We start from the raw sequence: 22,960 nt of genomic DNA, 5'->3' as shown, positions 1-22,960 counted from the left end.
AATCTGATCCAAAAAGGCGACTTCGGTCGCCTTTTTTATTGCCTTAAAGACAGAGGATTGCGTAATGATTAATAAAATTTTTGCACTTCCGGTAGTCGAACAACTTACTCCTGTACTCTCGCGCCGCCAGATTGATGAAGCCGACGTTATCGTCGTCGATCACCTACGTGTGAAAGCATCCGTCGCGCTTAACGGCGCTCATCTGCTCTCATGGAAGCCTGAAGGTGAAGAAGAAGGCCTGTGGTTGAGCGATGCGACGTCATTCAAAAAAGGCGCAGCCATTCGCGGCGGCGTTCCGATTTGCTGGCCGTGGTTTGGCCCGGCGGCTCAGCAAGGTTTACCGGCTCACGGTTTCGCCCGTAACCAGCAGTGGACGCTGAAAGCACATAATGAAGACGACAATGGTGCGGTGCTGACCTTTGAACTGCAGGCTAACGATGAAACCCGCGCGCTCTGGCCGCATGATTTCACCCTGTATGCTCGCTTCAAGTTGGGAAAAACCTGTGAAATTGAGCTGGAAGCCCACGGTGAGTTTGAAACCCACTCTGCGCTGCACACCTATTTCAACGTCGGAAATATCAACGACGTGAAAGTCAGCGGTCTTGGCGATACCTTCATCGATAAAGTCGATAATGCCAAAGAAGGCAAACTGAGCGATGGCGTGCAAACCTTCCCGGACCGTACCGACCGCGTTTATCTGAACCCAGAAGCCTGCAGCGTGATCCACGATGCTTCTCTCAGTCGCGCGATTAACGTCGTCCACCAGCATCACAGTAACGTGGTTGGCTGGAACCCCGGTCCTGCGCTGTCCGTCAGCATGGCTGATGTGCCGGATGAAGGCTACAAAACGTTTGTGTGCGTTGAAACGGCCTGCGTAACGGCATCGCAAAAAGCAAGCGTTGAGAAACCGTCACGTCTGGGACAGACGATCAGCATCGCTAAACGCTGATCCTCTCGCCCTGCCCTCTCCTCAAAAAGGAGAGGGACTAAACGAGCCCATTTACACAACGTCTAGCGGGGTTTTACGTCCAGGCGCTGGAAAAGCATTATCCAGTTTTACAACGTCTTCTGGCGTTAGCGCGATATCCAGCGCGGCCCTGTTTTCCTTTACGTGCGCAATCGACCCCGCTTTGGGTATAGCGATAACGCCTTCATGGCTAATCACCCAGGCCAGTAAAATTTGTGCGGCACTTGCATGATGCTGAAGGGCAATCTCATTGACCACGGGATGATTCAGCAACCCCGAGCGTAAACGTCCAGCTTGCGCCAGCGGGCAGTAGGCCATCACCGGCATCGACTGTTGCTGACACCAGGGCAGCAAATCGTATTCAATTCCGCGCGAAGCCAGATGATACAGCACCTGATTGGTTGCGCAGGCCGATCCACCCTCAACGCCCCACAGTTCCTGCATATCTTCATAGTCCAGATTCGACACACCCCAGCGGCCAATCTTGCCTTGCTGTTGAAGTTTTTCCATCAGGTAGACGGTTTCATCCAGCCCAAAATTGCCCCGCCAGTGCAGCAGGTAGAGATCGATATGTTCAGTTCCCAGGCGACGAAGGCTGGCATCACAGGCGGCGATACCTTTTTGCCCGCCCGCATTCCATGGATACACTTTAGAAACCAGATAGACGTTGTCGCGCCGTCCTTTTATTGCCGCACCAACGACTTCTTCCGCGCCGCCGTCGGCATACATTTCTGCGGTATCAATAAGCGTCAGCCCGAGATCAATGCCCGCTCGCAGGGCGTTCACTTCATCCTGACGTTGACTGGCTTTTTCGCCCATATACCAGGTTCCCTGACCGATAGCCGGTTGGGTAAAACGCTCAGCAAAGGTCACAGTTTTTATGCTCATACGGCTCTCCTGTTTTGGTTGCACAACCGTAAAACAAACGGGGCGCAAGCGCCCCGTTGTGATGCACAAAATGCACTGTGTAAGTGCACTATCAGAAACTGTAAGTCACACCTGTTGAGAACAGTCCGGTCCAGGATTTGTCGACCATTGGGCTGTCTTTGATCTCATCACCCAGACGGGTGTAGCGCGTGGCCGCGTAGACATTCCAGTCGCTGGCAAACTTGTAGCTTGCGGTCAGTTCCAGATACGGGTTCCAGCTGTCATCAGCATCATAGCGCTTCAGCCCACTCCGGCGGGATTCATCTCCCGATACCCCGTAATAGTAGTCATTTTGATTTTCACTGCTGTATTCCACACCAATACCCGGCGTTAACGTCAGGCCGCCGTTGGTGTAACGATAGAGCCAGGCCACATCACCGACAAACCCATTGCTGTTATCCAGCACGTCTGCGGCCAGCGCGGTACGCAAGAAACCATATTGGGTATTATGAACGTAAGAAAGACCCGCCATGGCGGTGCTTCTACGTTTGTCGAGTTGACGCAGCGCGTGGCTGTCGCTGTCGCCTGGTTTGAAGTGCAGTGGCGAGTAGTACGCCATCACAGATAGCTTATCGGTTTGATCGTTCCATAAGTAGTAACCGCCACCCAAGCCACGGAACCAGAATTTATCACCTTCGTAGGTAACAACCGGTACCGGATAGAGATCGCGATCGTACTGTTTGTACGGGCTATTGATCACGCCGACGCCAGCGCCTACCGACCATTGATTGGCCGCGCTCGCGGTGCTCACTGAGGTGGCGATGAGTACGCCCAATGCCAGAAGTTTGAGTTTGGTCACAATCCGTTCTTTCCTGTAGTCAAATAATCAGCGGGTGAAGTGTAACCGCCCTTTCCTGACATCCCAAAATTTTTTGCCTGCTAATGAGTTTATTAAACCTGATATTTTTAACTTTTCAGATGACAGGAAACTTTCAGCGCTGTGACACCAGCGTGAAAGTGTGAGGATTGGCTTATATCAACAGTGGTTTTTTTTGGATGAGTTATTGATATGTCATTGAAATTACATTTTGCAGGCATGCAAGTTTTGCAAATGCCATCTACGCTTAATTTTAAGAAGATGAATTCCTGAATACCCCCCGCGTTTCCTGGCTTTTAACCTGGCACACGGGTTGCTGCTCTGGCAGTGAGGTGAGACGGATCCCTCTTCCGGGAGCCCCTACTATTCATACGAACGGCTCTCTTCCTGTGCTAAAAAACGAAAGGACGGCATGCCATGAATATATTCGATCACTATCGCCAGCGTTATGAAGCTGCCAAGGACGAAGAGTTCACACTGCAGGAGTTTCTTGCCGTTTGTCGGCAAGATCGCAGTGCCTATGCCAATGCGGCAGAACGGCTATTGATGGCTATCGGTGAGCCAAATATGGTCGATACCGCTCTGGAACCACGGCTTTCCCGTCTTTTTTCGAATCGCGTTGTTGCTCGCTATCCTGCTTTTGAAGAATTTTACGGCATGGAAGATGCCATTGAGCAAATTGTCTCTTATCTGAAACACGCCGCTCAAGGGCTGGAAGAGAAGAAGCAGATCCTTTATTTGCTGGGCCCGGTAGGCGGCGGTAAATCGTCGCTGGCAGAGCGTTTAAAAGCGTTGATGCAGCGTGTGCCGATTTACGTATTGAGCGCCAACGGCGAGCGTAGCCCGGTTAACGATCACCCGTTGTGTCTGTTTAATCCTCAGGAAGATGCGCAAATTCTGGAAAAAGAGTTTGGCGTTCCGCGCCGCTATTTGGGCACCATCATGTCGCCCTGGGCGGCAAAACGTCTGCACGAATTCGGCGGTGACATCACCAAGTTCCGCGTGGTGAAAGTCTGGCCTTCGATTCTGGAACAGATTGCGATTGCGAAAACTGAGCCTGGTGATGAAAACAACCAGGATATCTCCGCGCTGGTCGGTAAGGTCGATATTCGTAAACTGGAACACCATGCGCAAAACGATCCAGATGCCTACGGTTATTCCGGTGCATTGTGCCGTGCAAACCAGGGCGTAATGGAATTCGTCGAAATGTTTAAAGCGCCAATTAAGGTGCTGCACCCCCTGCTGACCGCCACTCAGGAAGGGAACTATAACGGGACGGAAGGTATCTCTGCCCTGCCGTTTAACGGGATTATCCTGGCGCACTCGAACGAATCTGAGTGGGTCACCTTCCGTAACAACAAGAACAACGAGGCGTTCCTTGACCGCGTGTACATCGTCAAAGTGCCTTATTGCCTGCGCATCTCTGAAGAGATCAAAATTTACGAAAAACTGCTTAACCACAGTGAGCTGGTCCATGCGCCTTGTGCCCCAGGAACACTGGAAACGCTCTCGCGCTTCTCCATTTTGTCGCGCCTGAAAGAGCCAGAAAACTCCAGCATCTATTCCAAGATGCGAGTCTATGACGGTGAAAGCCTGAAGGACACCGACCCAAAAGCGAAGTCATATCAGGAGTATCGTGATTACGCCGGGGTCGATGAAGGGATGAACGGGTTGTCCACACGTTTCGCGTTCAAAATCCTCTCCCGCGTGTTCAACTTTGACCATGCAGAAGTGGCAGCCAACCCGGTGCATCTTTTCTACGTACTGGAACAACAAATCGAGCGCGAGCAGTTCCCGCAAGAGCTGGCTGAACGTTATCTGGAGTTCCTCAAAGGCTATCTGATCCCGAAATACGCCGAGTTCATCGGCAAAGAGATCCAGACGGCGTATTTGGAATCTTACTCCGAATACGGGCAGAACATTTTTGACCGTTACGTCACTTACGCCGACTTCTGGATTCAGGATCAGGAGTACCGCGACCCGGATACCGGACAGCTGTTTGACCGTGAATCCCTGAATGCGGAACTGGAAAAAATTGAGAAGCCTGCTGGGATTAGTAATCCAAAAGACTTCCGTAACGAGATAGTCAACTTTGTGCTGCGCGCCAGAGCGCACAACAGCGGGCGTAACCCGAACTGGACCAGCTACGAAAAACTGCGCACGGTTATTGAGAAGAAAATGTTCTCCAATACCGAGGAGCTGCTGCCGGTCATTTCGTTTAATGCCAAAACCTCTACCGACGAGCAGAAAAAGCACGACGATTTTGTCGACCGTATGATGGAAAAAGGCTATACCCGCAAACAGGTTCGCCTGCTGTGCGAATGGTACCTGCGTGTGCGTAAATCATCATAAAACAGAGGCCCGGTAGGCTTGCGCTTGCCGGGCCAACAACGATAGTGAAAGTTGGCAAATGCAGTACGGGGGGCATATGACCTGGTTTATTGACCGGCGTCTTAACGGCAAAAACAAGAGCACGGTGAACCGCCAGCGCTTCTTGCGCCGTTATAAAGCGCAAATTAAACAGTCGATCTCCGAGGCCATCAACAAACGTTCGGTGACCGATGTCGATAGCGGGGAATCCGTTTCTATCCCGACGGATGATATTAGCGAACCGATGTTCCATCAGGGGCGCGGCGGCCTGCGCCATCGCGTACATCCTGGTAACGATCATTTTGTGCAAAACGACCGGATTGAGCGTCCACAGGGCGGTGGCGGTGGTTCCGGAAGCGGACAAGGCCAGGCGAGTCAGGATGGTGAAGGCCAGGATGAGTTCGTCTTTCAAATATCGAAAGATGAGTATCTCGACCTGCTCTTTGAAGATCTTGCGTTGCCTAACCTGAAACAGAATCAGCAACGCCAGATGACAGAATATAAAACCCACCGCGCGGGTTATACCGCTAACGGTGTTCCGGCCAATATTAGCGTAGTGCGTTCCTTGCAGAATTCGCTCGCTCGCCGTACGGCCATGACCGCCGGTAAACGTCGCGAACTGCGCGAACTGGAAGTCAGCCTTAAAACGGTCGAAAACAGCGAACCCGCGCAGTTGCTAGAAGAAGAACGCCTGCGTAAAGAGATTGCCGAACTGCGGGCTAAGATCGAGCGAGTGCCGTTTATTGACACTTTCGATCTGCGTTATAAGAACTACGAAAAACGCCCGGAACCTTCCAGTCAGGCCGTGATGTTCTGCCTGATGGACGTATCCGGCTCAATGGACCAGACCACAAAAGATATGGCGAAACGTTTTTATATTCTGCTCTATCTGTTCCTGAGCAGAACCTATAAGAACGTCGATGTCGTCTATATTCGCCATCACACACAGGCGAAAGAAGTCGATGAGCACGAATTTTTCTACTCACAGGAAACGGGTGGGACTATCGTCTCCAGCGCGCTGAAGCTAATGGATGAAGTGGTGAAAGAACGCTATGACCCGGCGCAGTGGAATATCTATGCGGCACAGGCGTCCGATGGCGACAACTGGGCCGATGATTCACCGCTGTGTCACGAGATTCTGGCGAAGAAAATTTTGCCCGTGGTGCGTTATTACAGCTATATCGAAATTACTCGCCGTGCCCATCAAACGCTATGGCGTGAGTATGAACACTTACAGACAATGTTCGACAACTTTGCAATGCAGCATATCCGCGATCAGGATGATATTTATCCGGTATTCCGGGAACTGTTCCACAAGCAATCCAGCACCAGTAACAGCTGATTAAAACCGCCAGTTCCTGGCTGGCGGTTTTATCCGTTATTCACATTAACAATATCGCGGTGACGGTGTATCAGCATCGTTCTGTTTCGCCCAGTCTGTTTGCCTTGATACAAAGCCATATCTGCTCTCTCCAGAACGTCTCTCAATACCTCACCTCGCTGGATTTTAGTTAATCCGGCCGTAAAGGTTATTTTAAGCGTATGTTCTCCGGCTATGATTTCGGTTTCCGCAATCATTTTTCTGACTCTTTCCGCTGCAATCGACGCCGCATTATCATTATCCGCCCGCAACAAAATAATAAATTCCTCACCGCCATAACGGTATACTGGTTCAGATTTACGAACGTTATTTTCAAGGTTTAACGCCAGCGAGCGCAGCACGGCATCGCCGGTTAAATGACCATAGGTATCATTAATATTTTTAAAGTGATCAATATCCAACAGTAAAAGATATAACCCGTCCTCACTTTGCTCTAGCACTCGATTATCAAACGACTCATCCAACATTCGTCGTAATGGCAACCCCGTCAGCGCATCGTAACAAGTGCGTGATTGTACAAGATGGACTTTGTAACGATTAAGGGAAGCAGTAAAGCCCAGTAGTGCAGTCTCGAAACGATCGTAGACTCCGGCATCGTTTGTCTGATATAGGATTGAATTTACTAAAGTTAGGCAGGCATGATGAACCGCAATATGTGTTTTATTGATATCCAGAAGGAAACTGGCATCACCCCGCTCCTCTTTTAGTTTTTCATTTATCCACAATCCAAACTCACACTGATTATGTGCATCGCAGCACGTTATTTCTGGCAGTTCAATATCACGTACAGCAATAAACCGCAGTATATTCACCAGCCACTTAAAATGGGCATCTGTCGCATTATTTAATCCATGGACCGTATCATCGATCTCCTGAAATCGGGTATTCAATTTAACCTCTCCATCGCTATTTCTTGTGCGGCGAAAAGAATACCATTCCGGAATTATAGTTATGTAAAGCAGAGAAAATTAACCCTATGTTCTGTATGCCTATCAGGAGATCAAATTCCTTTTGCCCAGAATATTCTGCACGCTTCAACGAATGTTGTATCAATAGAAGAATTCACGATACCCCCTGCCGCAGGAAAGACGTCAGGCGGGTCTTTGGCGACGGGTTCGTCGGAAAGTTAGCGGTACTTTTCAAGCAGCATCACGGAGATAACGATAATCATCGCAATGGTAAAAAACGATGACGAGATAAGCAGCGTTTCAACAAACATTTGATCGTTCATCATGTACCCCCTTATGTCACGTTTAGCCTTTTTACCCCTGTCAGATGACAGTGAAATGACATTATCTGGCCAGGGGAATGAAAAAATCCGTGCTGCTAACCTTTTATAACCAACACAGCAATCCGCTGATTGATCAGTTGCTAAATTAATTTCAGGCAAGCGTCCAAAAAAGAGCAACATTGAGATAAAAGTCTGTTTACTTACGCCTTAACGCGTAAAGTAAGCAGGCTTACTTTTTTTGGCAAGGATACCTTCATGTTTGACCCTACCCTTTTGATTCTTCTGGCATTGGCTGCACTTGGTTTTGTCAGCCATAACACCACCGTTGCTATTTCGATCCTGGTGTTAATTATCGTGCGCGTTACGCCGTTAAATACCTTTTTCCCGTGGATAGAAAAACAAGGCCTGACCATCGGGATTATTATTCTGACTATCGGCGTCATGGCACCGATCGCCAGCGGCACGCTACCTGCCTCTACGCTCCTGCATTCGTTCGTTAACTGGAAGTCATTAATCGCCATCGCCGTCGGTGTGTTTGTTTCGTGGCTGGGCGGACGTGGCGTAACGTTAATGAGCAGTCAACCGTCACTGGTGGCGGGTTTACTGGTGGGAACCGTGCTGGGCGTCGCCTTGTTTCGCGGCGTGCCCGTTGGCCCGCTTATCGCGGCTGGGCTGGTGTCGCTGTTTATTGGGAAGTCGTAGCAAGATTTGCGACATAGCGAGCAGGCGTTTGTCCCAGCCCTTTCTTGAACATCGTGATAAAGGCGGTGGTGGAGTCATAACCGAGCGACTGTGCCACCTGCTGCACCGATTTACCGCCAATCAGCAGTTGTAAGGCCACGATAAGCTGGAGCTGATGCCGCCAGCGGCGAAAGCTGAGTCCGGTTTCCTTCACCACCAGGCGCGCCAGGTTACGCTCGCTCATAGCAAAACGTTGCGCCCACTGGGTGAGCGTTTGCCACACGGCGGGCTCTTCGGCCATGGTTTCGCTCATCAATCGTATTTTGGGATGGGGTGAAACGGGGAGTTGCAGCTGTTCTTGTGGCTGTTGCGGCAATTCATCAAAGAGGACGCCCACCAGCCTTGATGTCGCGTCGAGGCGCAGCTGTCCAACCGTTTTGCTCGCCAGAGTCAGGATAAGCTCGCGCACTAGCGGAGAGATTTTCAACGTACAGCAATGCTCAGGAAGCGTGACAGCACCCGGTTCGATAAACAGAAAACAGAGCTGCGCGCTCGGCGTGGCTTTGTTGCTGTGCGGCACCTGACCGGGTATCCAGACCGCATACTGTGGTGGAACCATTAGCATCGCGTTTTCCACTTCGCAGGTGATGGCTCCCCGCAGCGCCAGAATGAGCTGGCCTTTGCGGTGTTGGTGCAGCGGAATACGTTGTTCGTCTTCCACCACGCGAATGCGAAATGCCACGGCGGCATCGTTTTGACTATCGGGATCGTAGCCGTCCAGTCCCAGACCCATCATAAATTTGTCCGATTTTAGCGATAAACTGTCATTTTAGCTTGATTCCAACCGCGATGAAAACGGGTATGGTGTGCGCTCATTACGATGTAAGAGAAAATAATGACTACTGCGACTTCTTCAGGCAAAGATCGGATGCTGCTCATTGCAGGCATTTTGATGATTGCCACCACGCTTCGCGTGACCTTCACCGGCGCGGCACCGCTGCTGGACACCATTCGCCACGACTATGGCCTGACGACGGCGCAGACGGGTCTGTTGACTACCCTACCGCTGTTGGCCTTTGCTCTGATTTCTCCGCTGGCGGCCGGTACTGCCCGCCGTATCGGCATGGAACGCAGCTTGTTTCTCGCTCTGCTGATTATCTGCGTGGGGATTGGCCTTCGCTCCCTGCCGTCATCCACCTTCTTGTTTACCGGCACAGCAGTGATTGGCTGCGGTATTGCACTTGGTAACGTCCTGCTGCCGGGGCTGATAAAACGTGATTTCCCCCGACAAGTGGCAAAATTAACCGGTGCCTATTCGCTCACGATGGGCGCGGCGGCGGCACTGGGTTCTGCGTTGATTGTTCCTCTGGCACTAAGCGGCGCGGGATGGCATAACGCCTTGCTGATGCTAATGGTCTTTCCAGCCCTGGCCCTGCTGCTGTGGCTGCCCCAGTGGCGGCAGACGCATGCGGCCTCGCTCAGCGGTGCCCGAGCATTACATAACCGCGGGATTTGGAAATCGTCTCTTGCCTGGCAGGTCACGTTGTTTTTGGGAATCAACTCACTGATTTACTACGTCATTATCGGCTGGCTTCCGGCTATTCTTCTCAGCCACGGTTACAGCGAAACGCAGGCAGGTTCAATGCACGGCCTGTTGCAGCTGGCGACCGCCGCGCCGGGGCTGGCAGTACCGCTTATACTGCATCGAATGAAAGATCAGCGGAGTATCGCAGGATTGGCGGCAATGATGTGTGCGGTGAGCGCTGCGGGGCTCTGGCTTGTGCCAGGCCAGGCGGTGCTATGGACGCTTATCTTTGGCTTTGGTTCGGGCGCAACGATGATACTGGGCCTGACGTTTATCGGGCTGCGCGCTAATTCAGCGCATCAGGCCGCGGCACTGTCGGGGATGGCGCAATCGGTGGGGTATTTACTGGCAGCCTGCGGCCCGCCGCTGATGGGGAAAATTCATGATACGGCGGGCGACTGGCGTATTCCGCTGATTTTCTGCGCAATTGCCGCAGTGATCATGGCTGTGTGCGGCATGCTTGCCGGGCGCGATCGGGAGATCGCGCAGGGCTAAGCATACGGCAGGCCGCAAGGTCTGCCTTTTTATCCGCGCGCGGCGCGGAGCAGTGCATGAACTAATGGCACGGGTCGCCCGTTGAGTGCCCCACGCTCATGCTGGAAAAGCGTCGCCACAAAGAACGGATGCGTAATAAGTTCTACCGCGCGAATATCGCCCTGTTCGTCCCAACCGGTTACTCGCATATCCCCGTTTTCCAGTTCATGAGCAAATTCAGACGAAACACCGTAGTTGCAATGATAGCCTTCTTCGATTTCCACTCTGCCATACGCCTTTGCAATCAGCGTGTTGGCTCGCAGTTCAATGGTGTCGGTCTTTTCAACCAGCGAGCATGCTAGCGGTGCGATCACCATTCTACCCTCGCTATCCGTTTCAGCATGCCCGGCATCGTTCCAGCCCAACACATTACGCGCGTATTCAATCAACGCATGCTGGAACCCACCGCAGGTGCCCAGGAACGGGATACTATTTTCACGCGCATAACGCACGGCGATAAACGCACCGTCGACATTTTGATAAGGACTTGCCGGAACTAGCCAGATGGCGTCATAACCAACCAGATCTTCCGGGCTTGTCAGCTCGGGAGTCGCAATCCAGTCGTAGTCAGCCGTGATGTCGAGCACCGCAGCAGCGTCGTCTATCGCTAAAGGGATGGCCTGATGAGCAATGACGTCAGGGTTGAAATCACCGACGAGAGCAATGCGAAGCGTATCTTTTACCGGGGAGAGTTCCATGAGAGGTTCCGTATGCCAGAGAATTATCAGATAACATAAGGAACCTCAGCCTACCGATCTTTTGCAGGTATCACAATACCTTAAATTGGGTGGGCAAAAATCCGATGTTATAGTGTTAGCGTATTTCCCCCTGCCCGGATCGATAAAAACGTCATGAAAACCAAAATTTTGGTCAGCGCCTGCCTGATGGGGCACAAAGTCCGTTACAACGGCCGCGAAAAAGCACGTATTACTGCAACGTTAGCTCGCTGGCAGAGTGAGCAAAGACTGGTGACGCACTGCCCTGAGCTGGCCGCAGGACTGGCGGTTCCACGTTTACCCGCAGAGATTGTTGGGGGCTCGGGGACTGAGGTCATGACCGATTGCGCCCGTATTCTGGAAAGCGACGGCAGCGACGTGACCGCACATTATCAACTCGCGGCCTGGCTTGCGTTACGCGCCGCACTTGAGTCAGGCTGCAGCGTAGCGTTGCTGACGGACGGCAGCCCAACCTGTGGAAGCGAATTAATTTACGACGGCAGCTTTAGCGGACAGAAACGCACGGGGATGGGGGTTGCTGCAGCCCTGTTACGCGAGCACGGTATTGCGGTATTTTCCGATAACCAGCTTCCAGAACTGATTGCCTGGATGGAGGACAAAGAATGATTCAATGCAAACGCGCCTATGACCCTGCCGAAAGAGACGATGGATACCGAATTCTGGTCGATAAACTCTGGCCACGTGGCATAAAGAAAACAGATTTAGCGTGCGATGAATGGTGTAAAGCGCTTACGCCTTCCACGGAATTGCGCAAGGCGTATCACGGCGAGGTGATTGACTTTGCTACCTTCAGCAAAAGCTATCGTGACGAACTGGCTCAGCACCAGGCAGAGGGTGAGCGGATCGCTGCATTGGCAAAAGCGCAGACGGTTACGCTACTCTATGGCGCAAAAAACACCGAGCAGAATCACGCTCTGGTATTAGCCGACTGGCTGCGCAATTTGTCGATTAACTGATGGTGAGTTCTTCAATAATTTGCGGGGCTTCATCAGGTGTCAGCGGCATCAAATGCTCGGGGCGAATAAAAGCGAAGCCGTGCTGGTTATCCACGGAATAAACATCACCGGTGACCAGCCAAAGCGCGCGGTCCGCCGTAGCAGGCAGCTCCGTCATGACGCCGTTGACCGGGTTCAATAAACGCATACCCGGTTGGCAAAGTTCAAAAAGCTCAACTGACTTGCCGATATTACGACGTCCGGCCGACGTGCGGGCACCCACGATCATCGCCAGGCTACCCGGTTTTAACTGGAACATACTTCTCTCACGCAATGAACAGCCACAAAGGCTAAGATAATTCTTAGTGAGAAGTGTATCGCAGTCAGCCTCCTGATGTCACCTGGCAGGCGCGGGATGATCGCGTCGGAACAGATCCCACTCTTCAATGACCTCCCCGTTCGGCAGCTTGCACTCGGTCCGCACACCCTGAGGGCTTTGGACCGGAACCCGTTCTCCGCCTTTCTTCACGCAATAGACCGCAGCAGGGTTGGCCATGCCGATTTGAGGAGGTTTCGGCGCTTCAGGCGGCGTTGAACAGGCGGCTAATGGCAGAGCCATCGCCAACAGCAGATATCGCATTGTTATGTCCTTATCAATTCAGAGAAGGACAAGAGTAACCAGTCGACGACGCTTTCTCCATGATTTCTCCATCAATCCTGCACTTTTTAGCCCTATAGTAGCCGCGTTCTCGATTGACCAGAGAACATCATTCCGTAATCAAGATGTACTTGCCCCGGACTCAACTACGGGGCTTTTTTCCCGCCGGTTTTACCAGGCACGATGCAGGATATATGAAATTCCCGCTATTCGTGTTTTACTATACCTCACTGTCGAAAACTTCAGCATAACATGCAGATACTGGCGTCTTCTGCATGGGAGTCAACCCGCGTCATGTCGGATATTATTCTTGCCCGTGTTTCAGAAACCCTCGCAACTGAACAGTCACTTGAAAGTCTGGTACGTCAGCTACTGGAAATGCTTGAGATTGTCACCGATATGGAATCGACCTATCTGACGAAAGTCGATATCAACGCGCGATTGCAGCACATCTTGTATGCCCGCAACAGTAAGCAGATGCAAATCCCAGAAGGATTAAGCGTGCCGTGGGGTGACACATTGTGTAAACGCGCTATCGATAGCCGCTGTTTTTTTAGCGATGCGGCCGCTGAACATTGGGCAGATTGCGATGCGGCAAAGACGCTCGGAATTACGACCTACATGAGTATTCCCATTCACCTCGCTGACGGCTCTCTGTACGGAACACTGTGTGCAACCAGCACCGAGAAAAAATCGTTGAGCCCGCGCGGCGAGCAGGTCCTCCAGCTGTTTGCCAGTCTTATCGCCCAATATATTCAGAAAGAATCGCTGATGATGCAGCTTCGTGAAGCGAACGCTGCGTTGATTGCGCACTCATACACCGATGCGCTGACGGGCTTGCCTAATCGCCGCGCTATCTTCGACAATCTCGCCACCCTCTTTTCGCTGGCGCGACACCTCAAACGCCATGCCATCATCGCCTATATCGACCTTGACGACTTTAAGCTGATTAACGATCGCTATGGTCATGAAGCGGGTGACCGGTTCCTGATTGAAGTGGGAAGACGCCTGACCGGCGGTCAGGCGGAGGATGAGATTGTCGGCCGTCTTGGTGGCGATGAGTTTATGGTCGCCTGTTTGAGCAAAAACGACATTGAGGCAGATAGCACCCAGATTAACGTCATCAAAACGCAGATTAGTGCTTCCATTGCGGGGGAATATTGGCTGGGTAATGTCCATCTCATTTATCCTGGTGCCAGTTTAGGCGTCGTCGCCGTTGACCCAACCAGCATTGATGCCGACAGCGCATTACGAATGGCAGATACTGCAATGTACCAGGATAAAAAAGGTAAATGCAAAACGCGCTTTCTCCCCGTGGATTAACCTCGTACACTCTGCTCGCAAGAAAACTCACAAGGTGATGCTATGAGGATCGGAATTATTTTCCCGGTCGTTATCTTTATAACGGCAGTGGTTTTTTTAACGTGGTTTTTTGTCGGCGGTTACGCCGCGCCGGGGGCATAAATGAGAAAGACAACGATCATTATGTTGATTATCGCCGTTGTGGCGGTTGCGGGGAGCCAGCTAGGCTGGTGGTGATCCCTGAAAGTAAAAAGGCCGCCATTCGGCAGCCTTTTTTGATACTTAGCGAGCTTAGCTTTTGATTTTTCTGTAGATAAACAGAACGACCAATGCGCCAATTACCGCCACGGCGAAACTACCGAAGTTAAAGCCATCGACCTTACCAAATCCAAGCAAGGTGCTGATCCAGCCGCCAACAACGGCACCGACAACCCCCAGAATGACCGTTACGAAGAACCCGCCGCCATCTTTGCCCGGCATGATCCACTTCGCCAGAATACCCGCAATAAGCCCAAAGATAATCCAGGATAAAATTCCCATAGTCTTCCTCTCTATATGGTTTTAGTCATTAAATCAACGACACAGAAAAGGATAGCACAGGATCTGAGAAAGGAAATTTGTGATAGGCATCACAAAGACTGTTTGCACACTTTATCAACAATAAAAAATATCACGTCACACAAAAGATGGGGTTGCATCTTTAGTTGAGAAAGATTATCTTTCTCAACACTGAATAGTTGAGCAAAACACTCAGGTATTCAGTACGACATTGCTCACATTGCTTCCAGTATTTCTTGCCCACTTTATAGTGGGCTTTTTTTTGTGAACGCCGCCACTGCGTGGCAATGGGTGGCAAACCAAGCAAATTGACTAAACGTTCCGTTCGGCAAGAACGTCAGGCTGTTCAGCTGCGACGGATTCGCCTGTATTTATTCTGATATCCCCTCTTGGTCTGGAGAGTAAGACTTTAATAAATTCAACATAAGAAACCGGCCTGCCAAAATAATAACCCTGCAACAGAGTGATTTTATTACGGTTCAGGTACTCAAGCTGCTCCTTTGTTTCAACACCTTCAGCCACAATATTTAGTGACATTTTTCTGGCAAGTTCGATCACACAGTCGAGCAATATCGTCGAGTCTTTTTGATCTGATACCCGGCTAACAAAACTTTTATCGATCTTGATGTAGTCGATAGCGAGCTCATTCAGACAAGAAAGCCCTGAATACCCGGTCCCAAAATCATCCAGGGCGATCACAAAACCTTCGCTATGCAGTTTATTTAAGTTCTCGACAAGGTGGGGATTCTCCGTCAACGGCTCTCTTTCCGTCACTTCGAGCACTAATTTGACGCTTTTACCCTCGAAACCTTTCTGAAAGATATGGCAGTCGCCGGTAAACGAGGCGGAGTTGATATGTCCGGCGCTAACGTTAATTCCAATGTGAAATTCATCAGGGAGTTTCGATAGTAGTGGCTTCATCTGTTTCACGACCTGAGTCATCAGGTTTTGTGTAAGAGGAATAATAAGCCCACTCTTTTCTGCAATCGGAATAAATACGTTAGGCGGAATAAGACCCGACTCAGGATGTTTCCATCTGGCAAGCACTTCGACCCCACAGATAGCTCCTGTTAAGCCATTCACCACCGGCTGGTAAAACGGCACAATTTCGCCTTTCATAATGGCTTTACGTAAGTCATCTTCGAAAGAGGTATTTTTCCCCAGATAGCGGCGCATCAAGATACCTACCGCACAGGACAGAAATAAAATCATCAATAGCAGCCCCCAGCCCTGCTGGAGTAGCCGAGTCAAATTAAAAAAATGCGCAGGCTGATACTCAATGGTAAATGGATAATGCGGCGAAACTCGCTGCGCTAACGTTGCTGCATCCGTATTCAGCGTGGAGACATCCCCCGCGTGCTGTAGCATTTTATCGCCAACCACCAGGGCAAGATTGAGCTCGTTTGTCGCAGCCGGCAGAGCATCTCGCAAATGTGCATCGCTAATACTGACGATCACCCGTCCTCCTGGGGTAGGCGTTTGCAGCACGAGTACCGGAAGATTGTTATAAAGCATTGCACCCGAAAGCAGTGCAAGCTTCGAATACGGTAATGTCGCCAGGTTTTTAATTAATACGCCATTGCCGGGTAGAGACGTACACATGACCTGATCGTTCTCCATAATCATAATGGCTCGCAGATGTGGCCTGAGCGCCGCCTCGGTTCCCAGGTCCAACTGCCCACGACTTGTGCACCCTTCCGTTGCAACATGTTCAGCGGTAGTGGTCGCACCGGAGGCTTCATCGAGCATTGCCTCTATTCCTTTTGCCGCGTTTTCAGCCGTCGCCGACGTATTGATTGTCGCCAGATACCATAATTGCCAGTTAATAATCAGCGCACCGATAACGAAAAGAATAACGGCGCTGCAAAGAGATAAGATGGAGTTGCGCACAATTTTTCCTTAAAAAGAAAAAAAGCTTCACGTTTAGAGAGAATTAGACGAGAACCTAATTCAACTTTTGACAGGGATAATTTGAGAGTAGCTGAGTTTGGAGGGATTTCATTACTACGAAAGAATGGAGAAAATAAATCCCCAGAATACGAAAAACCGCCCTAAGGCGGTTAGCAGAAGAAGGGAAACTCAATGCTGGGTGAACTCCCCTGCACTATGTTTGGGCCCTAATCGTCCTGCTTCAATTAAGATTTCTTCGATCAGCTCTTCGAGACATTCTCTTCCGTGGTGGTCGCAAAGGAGATGCACCTGTCGAGAAATCTCGTCAGTTTTCATGCCATCGCACAATGCTGATTTCAGCATTATCGATGCCCATCGTTTGGCCTCAGAATGAGTCAACATAACGCCTCCCGCTGTGGATTACCTCTCTAAGCGTAGCTGTTGGGAAGTGAATCGTCCTGATTTTACGCCTGCAAAGTGCAACACACTTTTACAGGCGTAACAGCACAGACCGAAAATTCATAACCGTATCTGCACATCAATCTCATTAGCAAAAAAAACGGGAACCCACAGGCTCCCGTTCTTGTTTAACCCAGAGACTGGATTACATGTTCGCGATAATCGCGTCGCCAAACTCTGAACATTTCAGTAGCTTAGCGTCTTCCATCAGACGTTCGAAATCGTAAGTGACGGTTTTCGCATTGATAGCGCCTTCCATCCCTTTAACAATTAAGTCAGCCGCTTCGAACCATTCCATGTGACGGAGCATCATTTCAGCCGACAGGATGATGGAACCTGGGTTTACTTTATCCTGACCTGCATACTTCGGTGCAGTGCCGTGGGTGGCTTCAAACAGCGCGCATTCATCACCAATGTTTGCACCTGGAGCAATACCGATACCGCCAACCTGCGCCGCCAGGGCGTCGGAAATGTAGTCACCGTTCAGGTTCATACACGCGATAACGTCATACTCAGCAGGACGCAGCAGGATCTGTTGCAGGAACGCATCGGCGATGACATCTTTAATGATGATCTCTTTGCCGGTGTTCGGGTTCTTAATTTTCTGCCACGGCCCGCCATCGATTAGCTCACCGCCGAATTCTTCGGTCGCCAACTGGTAGCCCCAGTCTTTGAACGCGCCTTCGGTGAACTTCATGATGTTGCCTTTGTGAACAATAGTCACAGAGTCACGATCGTTGGTGATGGCGTATTCGATCGCTGCGCGAACCAGGCGTTTGGTGCCGTCTTCGGAGCATGGTTTGATACCGATGCCGCAATGTTCAGGGAAGCGAATTTTCTTCACGCCCATCTCTTCGCGCAGGAATTTAATCACTTTTTCTGCATCAGCAGAGTCCGCTTTCCATTCGATACCGGCGTAGATGTCTTCGGAGTTTTCACGGAAGATAACCATGTCGGTCAATTCAGGACGTTTAACCGGGCTTGGAGTCCCCTGGTAATAACGCACCGGGCGCAGACAAACATACAGATCCAGTTCCTGACGCAGAGCCACGTTCAGGGAGCGAATACCGCCGCCGACCGGAGTGGTCAGTGGGCCTTTGATGGCTACACGGTAGTCACGAATCAGGTCCAGCGTTTCTGCTGGCAGCCAAACGTCCTGGCCGTAAACTTGAGTAGATTTTTCACCGGTGTAAATTTCCATCCAGGAAATTTTACGCTCGCCTTTATAGGCTTTCTCAACAGCGGCATCAACCACTTTCAGCATAGCTGGAGTCACGTCTACACCGATACCGTCACCTTCGATGAACGGGATTACCGGATTGTGTGGAACGTTAAGCTTGCCGTTTTGCAGGGTGATCTTTTTACCTTCCGCCGGAACAACTACTTTGCTTTCCATTAACCTCTCCTTCGGGCGCTTCTGGTTGTTACTGATCTTATGTTAATAATTTGTAATGAGCCGTCCGATAGTACCTGAATGTCCGGCCCCATGAAAGGCATTCGTTATTAGGCTATAATGCTGCAATTAAAAACGTCTGAAAACACCATGAAGAAAACTTCTTTTAGAAATCACCGGGTTGAGCGATTCAGCTCACAACAACCTGCCAGCAAACCGCAACAACACCTGCCAAAACGGGTGATTCTGTTCAATAAACCCTACGATGTTTTGCCGCAGTTCACGGACGAGGCTGGACGCACCACGCTGAAAGATTTTATCCCGGTACAAGGCGTATACGCCGCAGGTCGCCTTGACCGCGACAGCGAAGGGCTGATGGTTCTGACCAATGACGGCACGTTGCAGGCAAAACTCACTCAGCCGGGTAAACGCACCGGTAAAATCTATTACGTTCAGGTGGAAGGCCAACCGACAGAGGAAGCGCTGACCGCGCTGCGTCATGGCGTCATACTCAATGACGGTCCAACGCTGCCAGCAGGCGTCGACGTTGTGGAGCAACCGGATTGGTTATGGCCACGCAATCCGCCCATTCGCGAACGCAAAGCCATCCCAACCGCCTGGTTGAAAATCACCCTCTATGAAGGCCGTAACCGCCAGGTTCGTCGAATGACGGCCCACGTTGGCTTCCCTACCCTGCGACTGATTCGTTATGCCATGGGCAACTACACTCTGGACTCCCTTGGCAACGGCGAGTGGCGGGATGCAACAGAATAAGGAAAAATGATGTTTAAACCTCACGTAACGGTTGCCACTCTTGTTCACGCTCAGGGTAAATTCCTGGTCGTTGAAGAGACGATAAACGGTAAAGCGCTGTGGAATCAGCCCGCCGGACACCTTGAAGCGGACGAAACGCTGGTCCAGGCGGCCCGACGCGAACTATGGGAAGAGACCGGTATTCATGCCGAGCCTCAGCACTTCGTGCGAATGCATCAGTGGATTGCCCCGGACCGCACGCCCTTCCTGCGTTTTTTATTTGTCGTTGAACTTAGCGAAATGTGCGCCACTGAGCCGCACGACGACGATATCGATCGCTGCCTGTGGGTCACCGCAGAAGAGATCCTGAATGCGCCAAACCTACGCTCTGCGCTAGTTGCCGAAAGTATTCGTTGCTACCAGACTGGCGGCCGCTTGCCGCTTGAGGTCATCGGCGAATTTAACTGGCCGTTTACAGAGGGTGCCAACGATGGGGGCGCGTGATAGAATACGCCGCCTTTAAGTTCAATGTCGTGAGTATTCCATGTCAGATAACAGCCAGAAAAAAGTAATCGTCGGCATGTCCGGCGGTGTCGATTCTTCCGTTTCCGCCTACCTGTTACAGCAACAGGGTTATAAGGTGGAGGGCCTGTTCATGAAGAACTGGGAGGAAGACGATGGCGAGGAATACTGTACGGCTGCTGCGGACCTCGCGGATGCGCAGGCCGTGTGCGATAAGCTTGGCATTGAACTGCACACCGTCAACTTTGCCGCAGAATACTGGGATAACGTATTTGAGCTTTTCCTCGCTGAATACAAAGCGGGACGTACCCCAAACCCGGATATCCTGTGTAACAAAGAGATCAAATTTAAAGCCTTCCTTGAGTTCGCTGCTGAAGATCTGGGCGCTGACTATATCGCGACCGGTCACTACGTGCGTCGTGCAGATGTTGATGGCAAAAGCCAGCTGCTGCGCGGCCTTGATGGCAACAAGGATCAGAGCTACTTCCTCTACACACTCGGTCACGAGCAAATCGCCCAGAGTCTGTTCCCGGTCGGCGAGTTGGAAAAACCTGAAGTGCGTAAAATCGCAGAAGAACTCGACCTTATTACTGCGAAGAAAAAAGACTCCACCGGCATCTGTTTCATCGGTGAGCGCAAATTCCGCGAATTCCTGGGACGTTATCTCCCGGCGCAACCGGGTAAAATTATTACCGTGGATGGCGACGATGTGGGTGAACATCAGGGTCTGATGTACCACACGCTCGGCCAGCGTAAAGGATTGGGCATTGGCGGCACCAAAGAAGGCAGCGAAGATCCGTGGTACGTTGTCGACAAAGATGTTGAAAACAATATTCTGATCGTTGCTCAGGGTCATGAACATCCGCGCTTGATGTCCGAAGGACTTATCGCGCAGCAGTTGCACTGGGTCGATCGCGAACCGTTTACCGGCACCCTGCGCTGTACGGTCAAAACCCGCTATCGTCAGACCGATATTCCGTGCACCGTAACGGCACTGGATGATGATCGTATTGAGGTTCGTTTCGATGAGCCTGTTTCTGCCGTCACGCCTGGTCAATCCGCGGTATTCTACAGCGGTGAAATCTGCCTGGGTGGCGGCATCATTGAACAACGTCTGCCGCTGGCGACGGTTTAAACGATTACACACCAAAAGGAGCACGTGTGGCGAAGAATTATTATGACATCACCCTGGCGCTGGCCGGTATTTGCCAGTCTGCTCGTCTGGTGCAACAGTTAGCGCATCAGGGTCATTGCGACGCTGACGCGCTGCACGTTTCGCTTAACAGCGTTATCGATTTAAACCCAGGGTCCACGCTGGGCGTGTTCGGTGGCAGTGAAACGAATCTTCGCCTCGGTCTTGAAACGCTGCTGGGCGTGCTGAACGCCAGCAACCGTCAGGGCCTGAATGCAGAATTAACGCGTTACACCCTTAGCCTGATGGTGCTGGAGCGTAAGCTCAACGGCGTAAAAGGCGCGATGGGCACACTCGGCGATCGCATCGACGGGTTACAACGCCAGCTCGACCATTTTGACCTACAGTCAGAAACGTTGTTGAGTGCCATGGCAGCTATCTATGTTGACGTGATTAGCCCGCTTGGGCCGCGTATTCAGGTCACTGGTTCCCCTGCCGTACTGCAAAGCCCGCAGGTACAGGCGAAAGTTCGAGCCTCATTGCTGGCAGGTATTCGTGCTGCTGTACTGTGGCATCAGGTTGGCGGTGGCCGACTGCAGTTAATGTTTTCTCGAAATCGCCTGACCGCTCAGGCAAAACAAATTCTTGCTCATTGTTAACCTCCCGGAGTTGCGAATTATGGAATTATCCTCACTGACCGCCGTTTCCCCTGTTGATGGACGTTACGGCGACAAAGTCAGCGCGCTGCGCGGGATTTTCAGCGAATATGGTCTGCTGAAATTCCGTGTACAAGTTGAAGTACGCTGGCTGCAAAAACTGGCCGCGCACGCAGCAATCAAGGAAGTTCCTGCTTTTGCTGCCGAGGCAAACGATTACCTCGATAAAATCGTGGCGGAATTTAGTGAAGAAGATGCCGCACGCATTAAAACCATTGAGCGTACCACCAACCATGACGTTAAAGCGGTTGAGTATTTCCTGAAAGAAAAAGTGGCAAGCGTACCGGCGCTTCACGCTGTTTCTGAGTTCATCCACTTCGCGTGTACTTCCGAAGATATCAACAACCTTTCTCACGCGCTGATGCTCTCCACCGCACGTCAGGAAGTGGTGCTGCCTTACTGGCGCAAAATCATCGACGCGGTAAAAGATCTGTCCGTGCAGTATCGCGACATTCCGCTGCTTTCTCGTACCCATGGCCAGCCAGCCACCCCGTCAACGATGGGTAAAGAGATGGCGAACGTGGCCTACCGCATGGAACGTCAGTTCCGCCAGCTGGAGCAGGTTGAGATCCTTGGCAAAATCAACGGTGCAGTGGGTAACTATAACGCCCACATCGCGGCTTATCCGGAAGTAGACTGGCATCAGTTCAGCGAAGCGTTCGTGACCTCTTTAAGCATTCAGTGGAACCCATACACCACGCAAATCGAGCCGCACGATTACATTGCTGAGCTGTTTGATTGCATCGCCCGATTCAACACCATCCTGATCGATTTCGATCGTGACGTGTGGGGCTACGTGGCGCTCAACCACTTCAAGCAGAAAACCATTGCAGGTGAGATTGGTTCTTCTACGATGCCGCATAAAGTGAACCCGATTGACTTTGAAAACTCTGAAGGCAACCTGGGTCTGGCGAACGCCATGCTGCAACATATGGCCAGCAAACTGCCGGTTTCACGCTGGCAGCGCGATCTCACCGATTCCACCGTTCTGCGCAACCTGGGTGTAGGTCTCGGTTACTCTCTGATCGCTTACCAGTCCACACTGAAAGGCGTGAGCAAACTGGAAGTGAACCGCGATCGCCTGCTGGACGAACTGGATCACAACTGGGAAGTGTTGGCTGAGCCGATTCAGACAGTGATGCGCCGCTACGGTATCGAGAAGCCGTATGAAAAACTGAAAGAGCTGACCCGTGGTAAACGCGTTGACGCCGAAGGCATGAAGCAGTTTATCGACAGCCTGGAAATGCCTGAAGAAGAGAAAACGCGCCTGAAGGCGATGACGCCAGCAAACTACATTGGCCGTGCTATCACCATGGTTGATGAGTTGAAGTAATCGCAATTCCCCTCTTTCCGCCAGGAAAGAGGGTTCCTTCCTTCCCGGTTTAGTTAATGTTTATCCCCAAAACACCATA

The 22,960-nt window shown here is 51.3% G+C and carries 26 protein-coding genes; 14 read left to right on the top strand and 12 right to left on the bottom strand.

The genetic code is table 11. The features are described 5' to 3' along the window. The first annotated feature begins 64 nt into the window (after positions 1-64). Entirely contained in the window at positions 65-949 is an 885-nt protein-coding gene (locus AC6EMZ_RS04685; protein WP_498401231.1) for a D-hexose-6-phosphate mutarotase, read from the top strand. 51 nt (positions 950-1,000) lie between these two features. Here AC6EMZ_RS04685 and AC6EMZ_RS04680 read toward each other — a convergent pair whose 3' ends face one another. Next, positions 1,001-1,855, bottom strand: coding sequence for an aldo/keto reductase (locus AC6EMZ_RS04680; RefSeq protein ID WP_498401230.1), 855 nt, complete (start codon positions 1,853-1,855; stop codon positions 1,001-1,003). A gap of 91 nt (positions 1,856-1,946) precedes the next feature. Next, positions 1,947-2,693 (bottom strand): MipA/OmpV family protein, encoded by a 747-nt coding sequence (locus tag AC6EMZ_RS04675; RefSeq protein WP_498401229.1) that lies wholly within the window; start codon positions 2,691-2,693, stop codon positions 1,947-1,949. Between the two features lie 435 nt (positions 2,694-3,128). Between AC6EMZ_RS04675 and yeaG the strand changes: the two genes are divergently transcribed. Further along, positions 3,129-5,063 carry a protein kinase YeaG gene (yeaG, locus tag AC6EMZ_RS04670; protein WP_498401228.1) on the top strand — a complete coding sequence of 645 codons (1,935 nt, stop codon included), beginning with the start codon at positions 3,129-3,131 and terminating at the stop codon, positions 5,061-5,063. 76 nt (positions 5,064-5,139) lie between these two features. Then, positions 5,140-6,423, top strand: a complete 1,284-nt coding sequence (locus AC6EMZ_RS04665; RefSeq protein ID WP_498401226.1) for a YeaH/YhbH family protein — start codon at positions 5,140-5,142, stop codon at positions 6,421-6,423. Between the two features lie 29 nt (positions 6,424-6,452). On the opposite strand, the gene AC6EMZ_RS04660 is transcribed toward AC6EMZ_RS04665, so the two are convergent. Both AC6EMZ_RS04660 and yoaI read right to left on the bottom strand, forming a co-directional pair. Further along, a complete protein-coding gene (locus AC6EMZ_RS04660) occupies positions 6,453-7,352 on the bottom strand; it encodes a diguanylate cyclase (protein WP_498401225.1) in 900 nt (299 codons plus the stop codon). A 236-nt stretch (positions 7,353-7,588) separates the two neighbouring features. Further along, complete coding sequence (gene yoaI / locus AC6EMZ_RS04655) at positions 7,589-7,693, bottom strand: small membrane protein YoaI (RefSeq protein ID WP_498401478.1); 105 nt, start codon at positions 7,691-7,693, stop codon at positions 7,589-7,591. Positions 7,694-7,948: 255 nt separating this feature from the next. Between yoaI and AC6EMZ_RS04650 the strand changes: the two genes are divergently transcribed. Continuing rightward, entirely contained in the window at positions 7,949-8,395 is a 447-nt protein-coding gene (locus AC6EMZ_RS04650) for a DUF441 domain-containing protein (RefSeq protein ID WP_014169633.1), read from the top strand. Here the strand turns inward: AC6EMZ_RS04650 and AC6EMZ_RS04645 are convergent. Next, on the bottom strand, positions 8,379-9,170 hold the full coding sequence (locus AC6EMZ_RS04645) for an AraC family transcriptional regulator (RefSeq protein WP_498401224.1): 792 nt from the start codon (positions 9,168-9,170) through the stop codon (positions 8,379-8,381). The two genes, AC6EMZ_RS04650 and AC6EMZ_RS04645, sit on opposite strands and share 17 nt — an antisense overlap. Positions 9,171-9,269: 99 nt before the next feature. Between AC6EMZ_RS04645 and AC6EMZ_RS04640 the strand changes: the two genes are divergently transcribed. Then, positions 9,270-10,454 (top strand): CynX/NimT family MFS transporter, encoded by a 1,185-nt coding sequence (locus tag AC6EMZ_RS04640; protein WP_498401223.1) that lies wholly within the window; start codon positions 9,270-9,272, stop codon positions 10,452-10,454. A 29-nt stretch (positions 10,455-10,483) separates the two neighbouring features. Here the strand turns inward: AC6EMZ_RS04640 and AC6EMZ_RS04635 are convergent, their stop codons facing one another. Then, on the bottom strand, positions 10,484-11,191 hold the full coding sequence (locus AC6EMZ_RS04635) for a CTP synthase C-terminal region-related (seleno)protein (RefSeq protein ID WP_498401221.1): 708 nt from the start codon (positions 11,189-11,191) through the stop codon (positions 10,484-10,486). 153 nt (positions 11,192-11,344) lie between these two features. Between AC6EMZ_RS04635 and AC6EMZ_RS04630 the strand changes: the two genes are divergently transcribed. Both AC6EMZ_RS04630 and AC6EMZ_RS04625 read left to right on the top strand, forming a co-directional pair. After that, positions 11,345-11,836 carry a 2-thiouracil desulfurase family protein gene (locus AC6EMZ_RS04630; protein WP_498401220.1) on the top strand — a complete coding sequence of 164 codons (492 nt, stop codon included), beginning with the start codon at positions 11,345-11,347 and terminating at the stop codon, positions 11,834-11,836. Further along, positions 11,833-12,186 carry a DUF488 domain-containing protein gene (locus tag AC6EMZ_RS04625; protein ID WP_498401219.1) on the top strand — a complete coding sequence of 118 codons (354 nt, stop codon included), beginning with the start codon at positions 11,833-11,835 and terminating at the stop codon, positions 12,184-12,186. Before AC6EMZ_RS04630 ends, AC6EMZ_RS04625 begins: the two co-directional genes overlap by 4 nt. Here AC6EMZ_RS04625 and AC6EMZ_RS04620 read toward each other — a convergent pair. Both AC6EMZ_RS04620 and AC6EMZ_RS04615 read right to left on the bottom strand, forming a co-directional pair. Further along, the gene (locus AC6EMZ_RS04620; protein WP_498401217.1) at positions 12,179-12,484 is read right to left on the bottom strand and encodes a hypothetical protein; all 306 of its coding nucleotides are present in this window, start codon (positions 12,482-12,484) and stop codon (positions 12,179-12,181) included. The two genes, AC6EMZ_RS04625 and AC6EMZ_RS04620, sit on opposite strands and share 8 nt — an antisense overlap. A gap of 78 nt (positions 12,485-12,562) precedes the next feature. Next, positions 12,563-12,805 carry a putative hemolysin gene (locus AC6EMZ_RS04615; RefSeq protein WP_498401216.1) on the bottom strand — a complete coding sequence of 81 codons (243 nt, stop codon included), beginning with the start codon at positions 12,803-12,805 and terminating at the stop codon, positions 12,563-12,565. 312 nt (positions 12,806-13,117) lie between these two features. Here AC6EMZ_RS04615 and AC6EMZ_RS04610 point away from each other — a divergent pair, with 312 nt between their 5' ends. After that, positions 13,118-14,146 carry a sensor domain-containing diguanylate cyclase gene (locus tag AC6EMZ_RS04610; RefSeq protein ID WP_498401477.1) on the top strand — a complete coding sequence of 343 codons (1,029 nt, stop codon included), beginning with the start codon at positions 13,118-13,120 and terminating at the stop codon, positions 14,144-14,146. 42 nt (positions 14,147-14,188) lie between these two features. Further along, complete coding sequence (locus AC6EMZ_RS04605) at positions 14,189-14,287, top strand: YoaK family small membrane protein (RefSeq protein ID WP_095281647.1); 99 nt, start codon at positions 14,189-14,191, stop codon at positions 14,285-14,287. Between the two features lie 129 nt (positions 14,288-14,416). Here the strand turns inward: AC6EMZ_RS04605 and AC6EMZ_RS04600 are convergent, their stop codons facing one another. The 4 genes from AC6EMZ_RS04600 to icd all read right to left on the bottom strand — a co-directional run bounded on the left by AC6EMZ_RS04600 (position 14,417) and on the right by icd (position 18,428). Then, positions 14,417-14,665, bottom strand: coding sequence for a GlsB/YeaQ/YmgE family stress response membrane protein (locus AC6EMZ_RS04600; RefSeq protein WP_498401215.1), 249 nt, complete (start codon positions 14,663-14,665; stop codon positions 14,417-14,419). Positions 14,666-14,995: 330 nt separating this feature from the next. Then, positions 14,996-16,573 (bottom strand): cyclic di-3',5'-guanosine monophosphate phosphodiesterase PdeG, encoded by a 1,578-nt coding sequence (pdeG, locus tag AC6EMZ_RS04595; RefSeq protein ID WP_498401214.1) that lies wholly within the window; start codon positions 16,571-16,573, stop codon positions 14,996-14,998. Between the two features lie 189 nt (positions 16,574-16,762). Further along, on the bottom strand, positions 16,763-16,975 hold the full coding sequence (locus AC6EMZ_RS04590) for a hypothetical protein (RefSeq protein ID WP_498401212.1): 213 nt from the start codon (positions 16,973-16,975) through the stop codon (positions 16,763-16,765). A gap of 202 nt (positions 16,976-17,177) precedes the next feature. Further along, entirely contained in the window at positions 17,178-18,428 is a 1,251-nt protein-coding gene (gene icd, locus AC6EMZ_RS04585) for an NADP-dependent isocitrate dehydrogenase (RefSeq protein WP_498401211.1), read from the bottom strand. A gap of 117 nt (positions 18,429-18,545) precedes the next feature. Here icd and rluE point away from each other — a divergent pair, with 117 nt between their 5' ends. Genes rluE through purB form a run of 5 tightly spaced genes read left to right on the top strand, consistent with a single transcriptional unit; the run spans position 18,546 to position 22,881 of the window. Further along, positions 18,546-19,199 carry a 23S rRNA pseudouridine(2457) synthase RluE gene (gene rluE / locus AC6EMZ_RS04580; protein WP_498401209.1) on the top strand — a complete coding sequence of 218 codons (654 nt, stop codon included), beginning with the start codon at positions 18,546-18,548 and terminating at the stop codon, positions 19,197-19,199. A 9-nt stretch (positions 19,200-19,208) separates the two neighbouring features. Beyond that, on the top strand, positions 19,209-19,682 hold the full coding sequence (locus AC6EMZ_RS04575; protein ID WP_498401476.1) for an NUDIX domain-containing protein: 474 nt from the start codon (positions 19,209-19,211) through the stop codon (positions 19,680-19,682). 40 nt (positions 19,683-19,722) lie between these two features. Next, on the top strand, positions 19,723-20,835 hold the full coding sequence (mnmA, locus tag AC6EMZ_RS04570; protein ID WP_498401208.1) for a tRNA 2-thiouridine(34) synthase MnmA: 1,113 nt from the start codon (positions 19,723-19,725) through the stop codon (positions 20,833-20,835). 26 nt (positions 20,836-20,861) lie between these two features. After that, positions 20,862-21,491, top strand: a complete 630-nt coding sequence (gene hflD / locus AC6EMZ_RS04565) for a high frequency lysogenization protein HflD (RefSeq protein WP_498401207.1) — start codon at positions 20,862-20,864, stop codon at positions 21,489-21,491. Between the two features lie 19 nt (positions 21,492-21,510). After that, positions 21,511-22,881, top strand: coding sequence for an adenylosuccinate lyase (gene purB / locus AC6EMZ_RS04560; RefSeq protein WP_498401206.1), 1,371 nt, complete (start codon positions 21,511-21,513; stop codon positions 22,879-22,881). Positions 22,882-22,960: the final 79 nt, after the last annotated feature.

The sequence above is a fragment of the Enterobacter sp. SCRI0065 genome, from assembly GCF_059766475.1.
The sequence above is the reverse complement of the archived record's forward strand: the minus strand, read 5'-3'. Positions and strand labels throughout refer to the sequence as shown.

What these genes read in the sequence shown, in the direction of transcription:
- AC6EMZ_RS04680 (WP_498401230.1), bottom strand. Translation starts at nt 1,855, where the DNA reads ATGAGCATAAAAACTGTGACCTTTGCTGAGCGTTTTACCCAACCGGCT.
- AC6EMZ_RS04615 (WP_498401216.1), bottom strand. Translation starts at nt 12,805, where the DNA reads ATGCGATATCTGCTGTTGGCGATGGCTCTGCCATTAGCCGCCTGTTCA.
- AC6EMZ_RS04610 (WP_498401477.1), top strand. Translation starts at nt 13,118, where the DNA reads ATGTCGGATATTATTCTTGCCCGTGTTTCAGAAACCCTCGCAACTGAA.
- icd (WP_498401211.1), bottom strand. Translation starts at nt 18,428, where the DNA reads ATGGAAAGCAAAGTAGTTGTTCCGGCGGAAGGTAAAAAGATCACCCTG.
- AC6EMZ_RS04640 (WP_498401223.1), top strand. Translation starts at nt 9,270, where the DNA reads ATGACTACTGCGACTTCTTCAGGCAAAGATCGGATGCTGCTCATTGCA.
- AC6EMZ_RS04600 (WP_498401215.1), bottom strand. Translation starts at nt 14,665, where the DNA reads ATGGGAATTTTATCCTGGATTATCTTTGGGCTTATTGCGGGTATTCTG.
- AC6EMZ_RS04630 (WP_498401220.1), top strand. Translation starts at nt 11,345, where the DNA reads ATGAAAACCAAAATTTTGGTCAGCGCCTGCCTGATGGGGCACAAAGTC.
- AC6EMZ_RS04590 (WP_498401212.1), bottom strand. Translation starts at nt 16,975, where the DNA reads ATGTTGACTCATTCTGAGGCCAAACGATGGGCATCGATAATGCTGAAA.
- AC6EMZ_RS04665 (WP_498401226.1), top strand. Translation starts at nt 5,140, where the DNA reads ATGACCTGGTTTATTGACCGGCGTCTTAACGGCAAAAACAAGAGCACG.
- AC6EMZ_RS04650 (WP_014169633.1), top strand. Translation starts at nt 7,949, where the DNA reads ATGTTTGACCCTACCCTTTTGATTCTTCTGGCATTGGCTGCACTTGGT.
- AC6EMZ_RS04645 (WP_498401224.1), bottom strand. Translation starts at nt 9,170, where the DNA reads ATGATGGGTCTGGGACTGGACGGCTACGATCCCGATAGTCAAAACGAT.
- AC6EMZ_RS04635 (WP_498401221.1), bottom strand. Translation starts at nt 11,191, where the DNA reads ATGGAACTCTCCCCGGTAAAAGATACGCTTCGCATTGCTCTCGTCGGT.
- yeaG (WP_498401228.1), top strand. Translation starts at nt 3,129, where the DNA reads ATGAATATATTCGATCACTATCGCCAGCGTTATGAAGCTGCCAAGGAC.
- AC6EMZ_RS04620 (WP_498401217.1), bottom strand. Translation starts at nt 12,484, where the DNA reads ATGTTCCAGTTAAAACCGGGTAGCCTGGCGATGATCGTGGGTGCCCGC.
- AC6EMZ_RS04625 (WP_498401219.1), top strand. Translation starts at nt 11,833, where the DNA reads ATGATTCAATGCAAACGCGCCTATGACCCTGCCGAAAGAGACGATGGA.
- purB (WP_498401206.1), top strand. Translation starts at nt 21,511, where the DNA reads ATGGAATTATCCTCACTGACCGCCGTTTCCCCTGTTGATGGACGTTAC.
- AC6EMZ_RS04575 (WP_498401476.1), top strand. Translation starts at nt 19,209, where the DNA reads ATGTTTAAACCTCACGTAACGGTTGCCACTCTTGTTCACGCTCAGGGT.
- yoaI (WP_498401478.1), bottom strand. Translation starts at nt 7,693, where the DNA reads ATGAACGATCAAATGTTTGTTGAAACGCTGCTTATCTCGTCATCGTTT.
- AC6EMZ_RS04685 (WP_498401231.1), top strand. Translation starts at nt 65, where the DNA reads ATGATTAATAAAATTTTTGCACTTCCGGTAGTCGAACAACTTACTCCT.
- rluE (WP_498401209.1), top strand. Translation starts at nt 18,546, where the DNA reads ATGCTGCAATTAAAAACGTCTGAAAACACCATGAAGAAAACTTCTTTT.
- mnmA (WP_498401208.1), top strand. Translation starts at nt 19,723, where the DNA reads ATGTCAGATAACAGCCAGAAAAAAGTAATCGTCGGCATGTCCGGCGGT.
- AC6EMZ_RS04605 (WP_095281647.1), top strand. Translation starts at nt 14,189, where the DNA reads ATGAGGATCGGAATTATTTTCCCGGTCGTTATCTTTATAACGGCAGTG.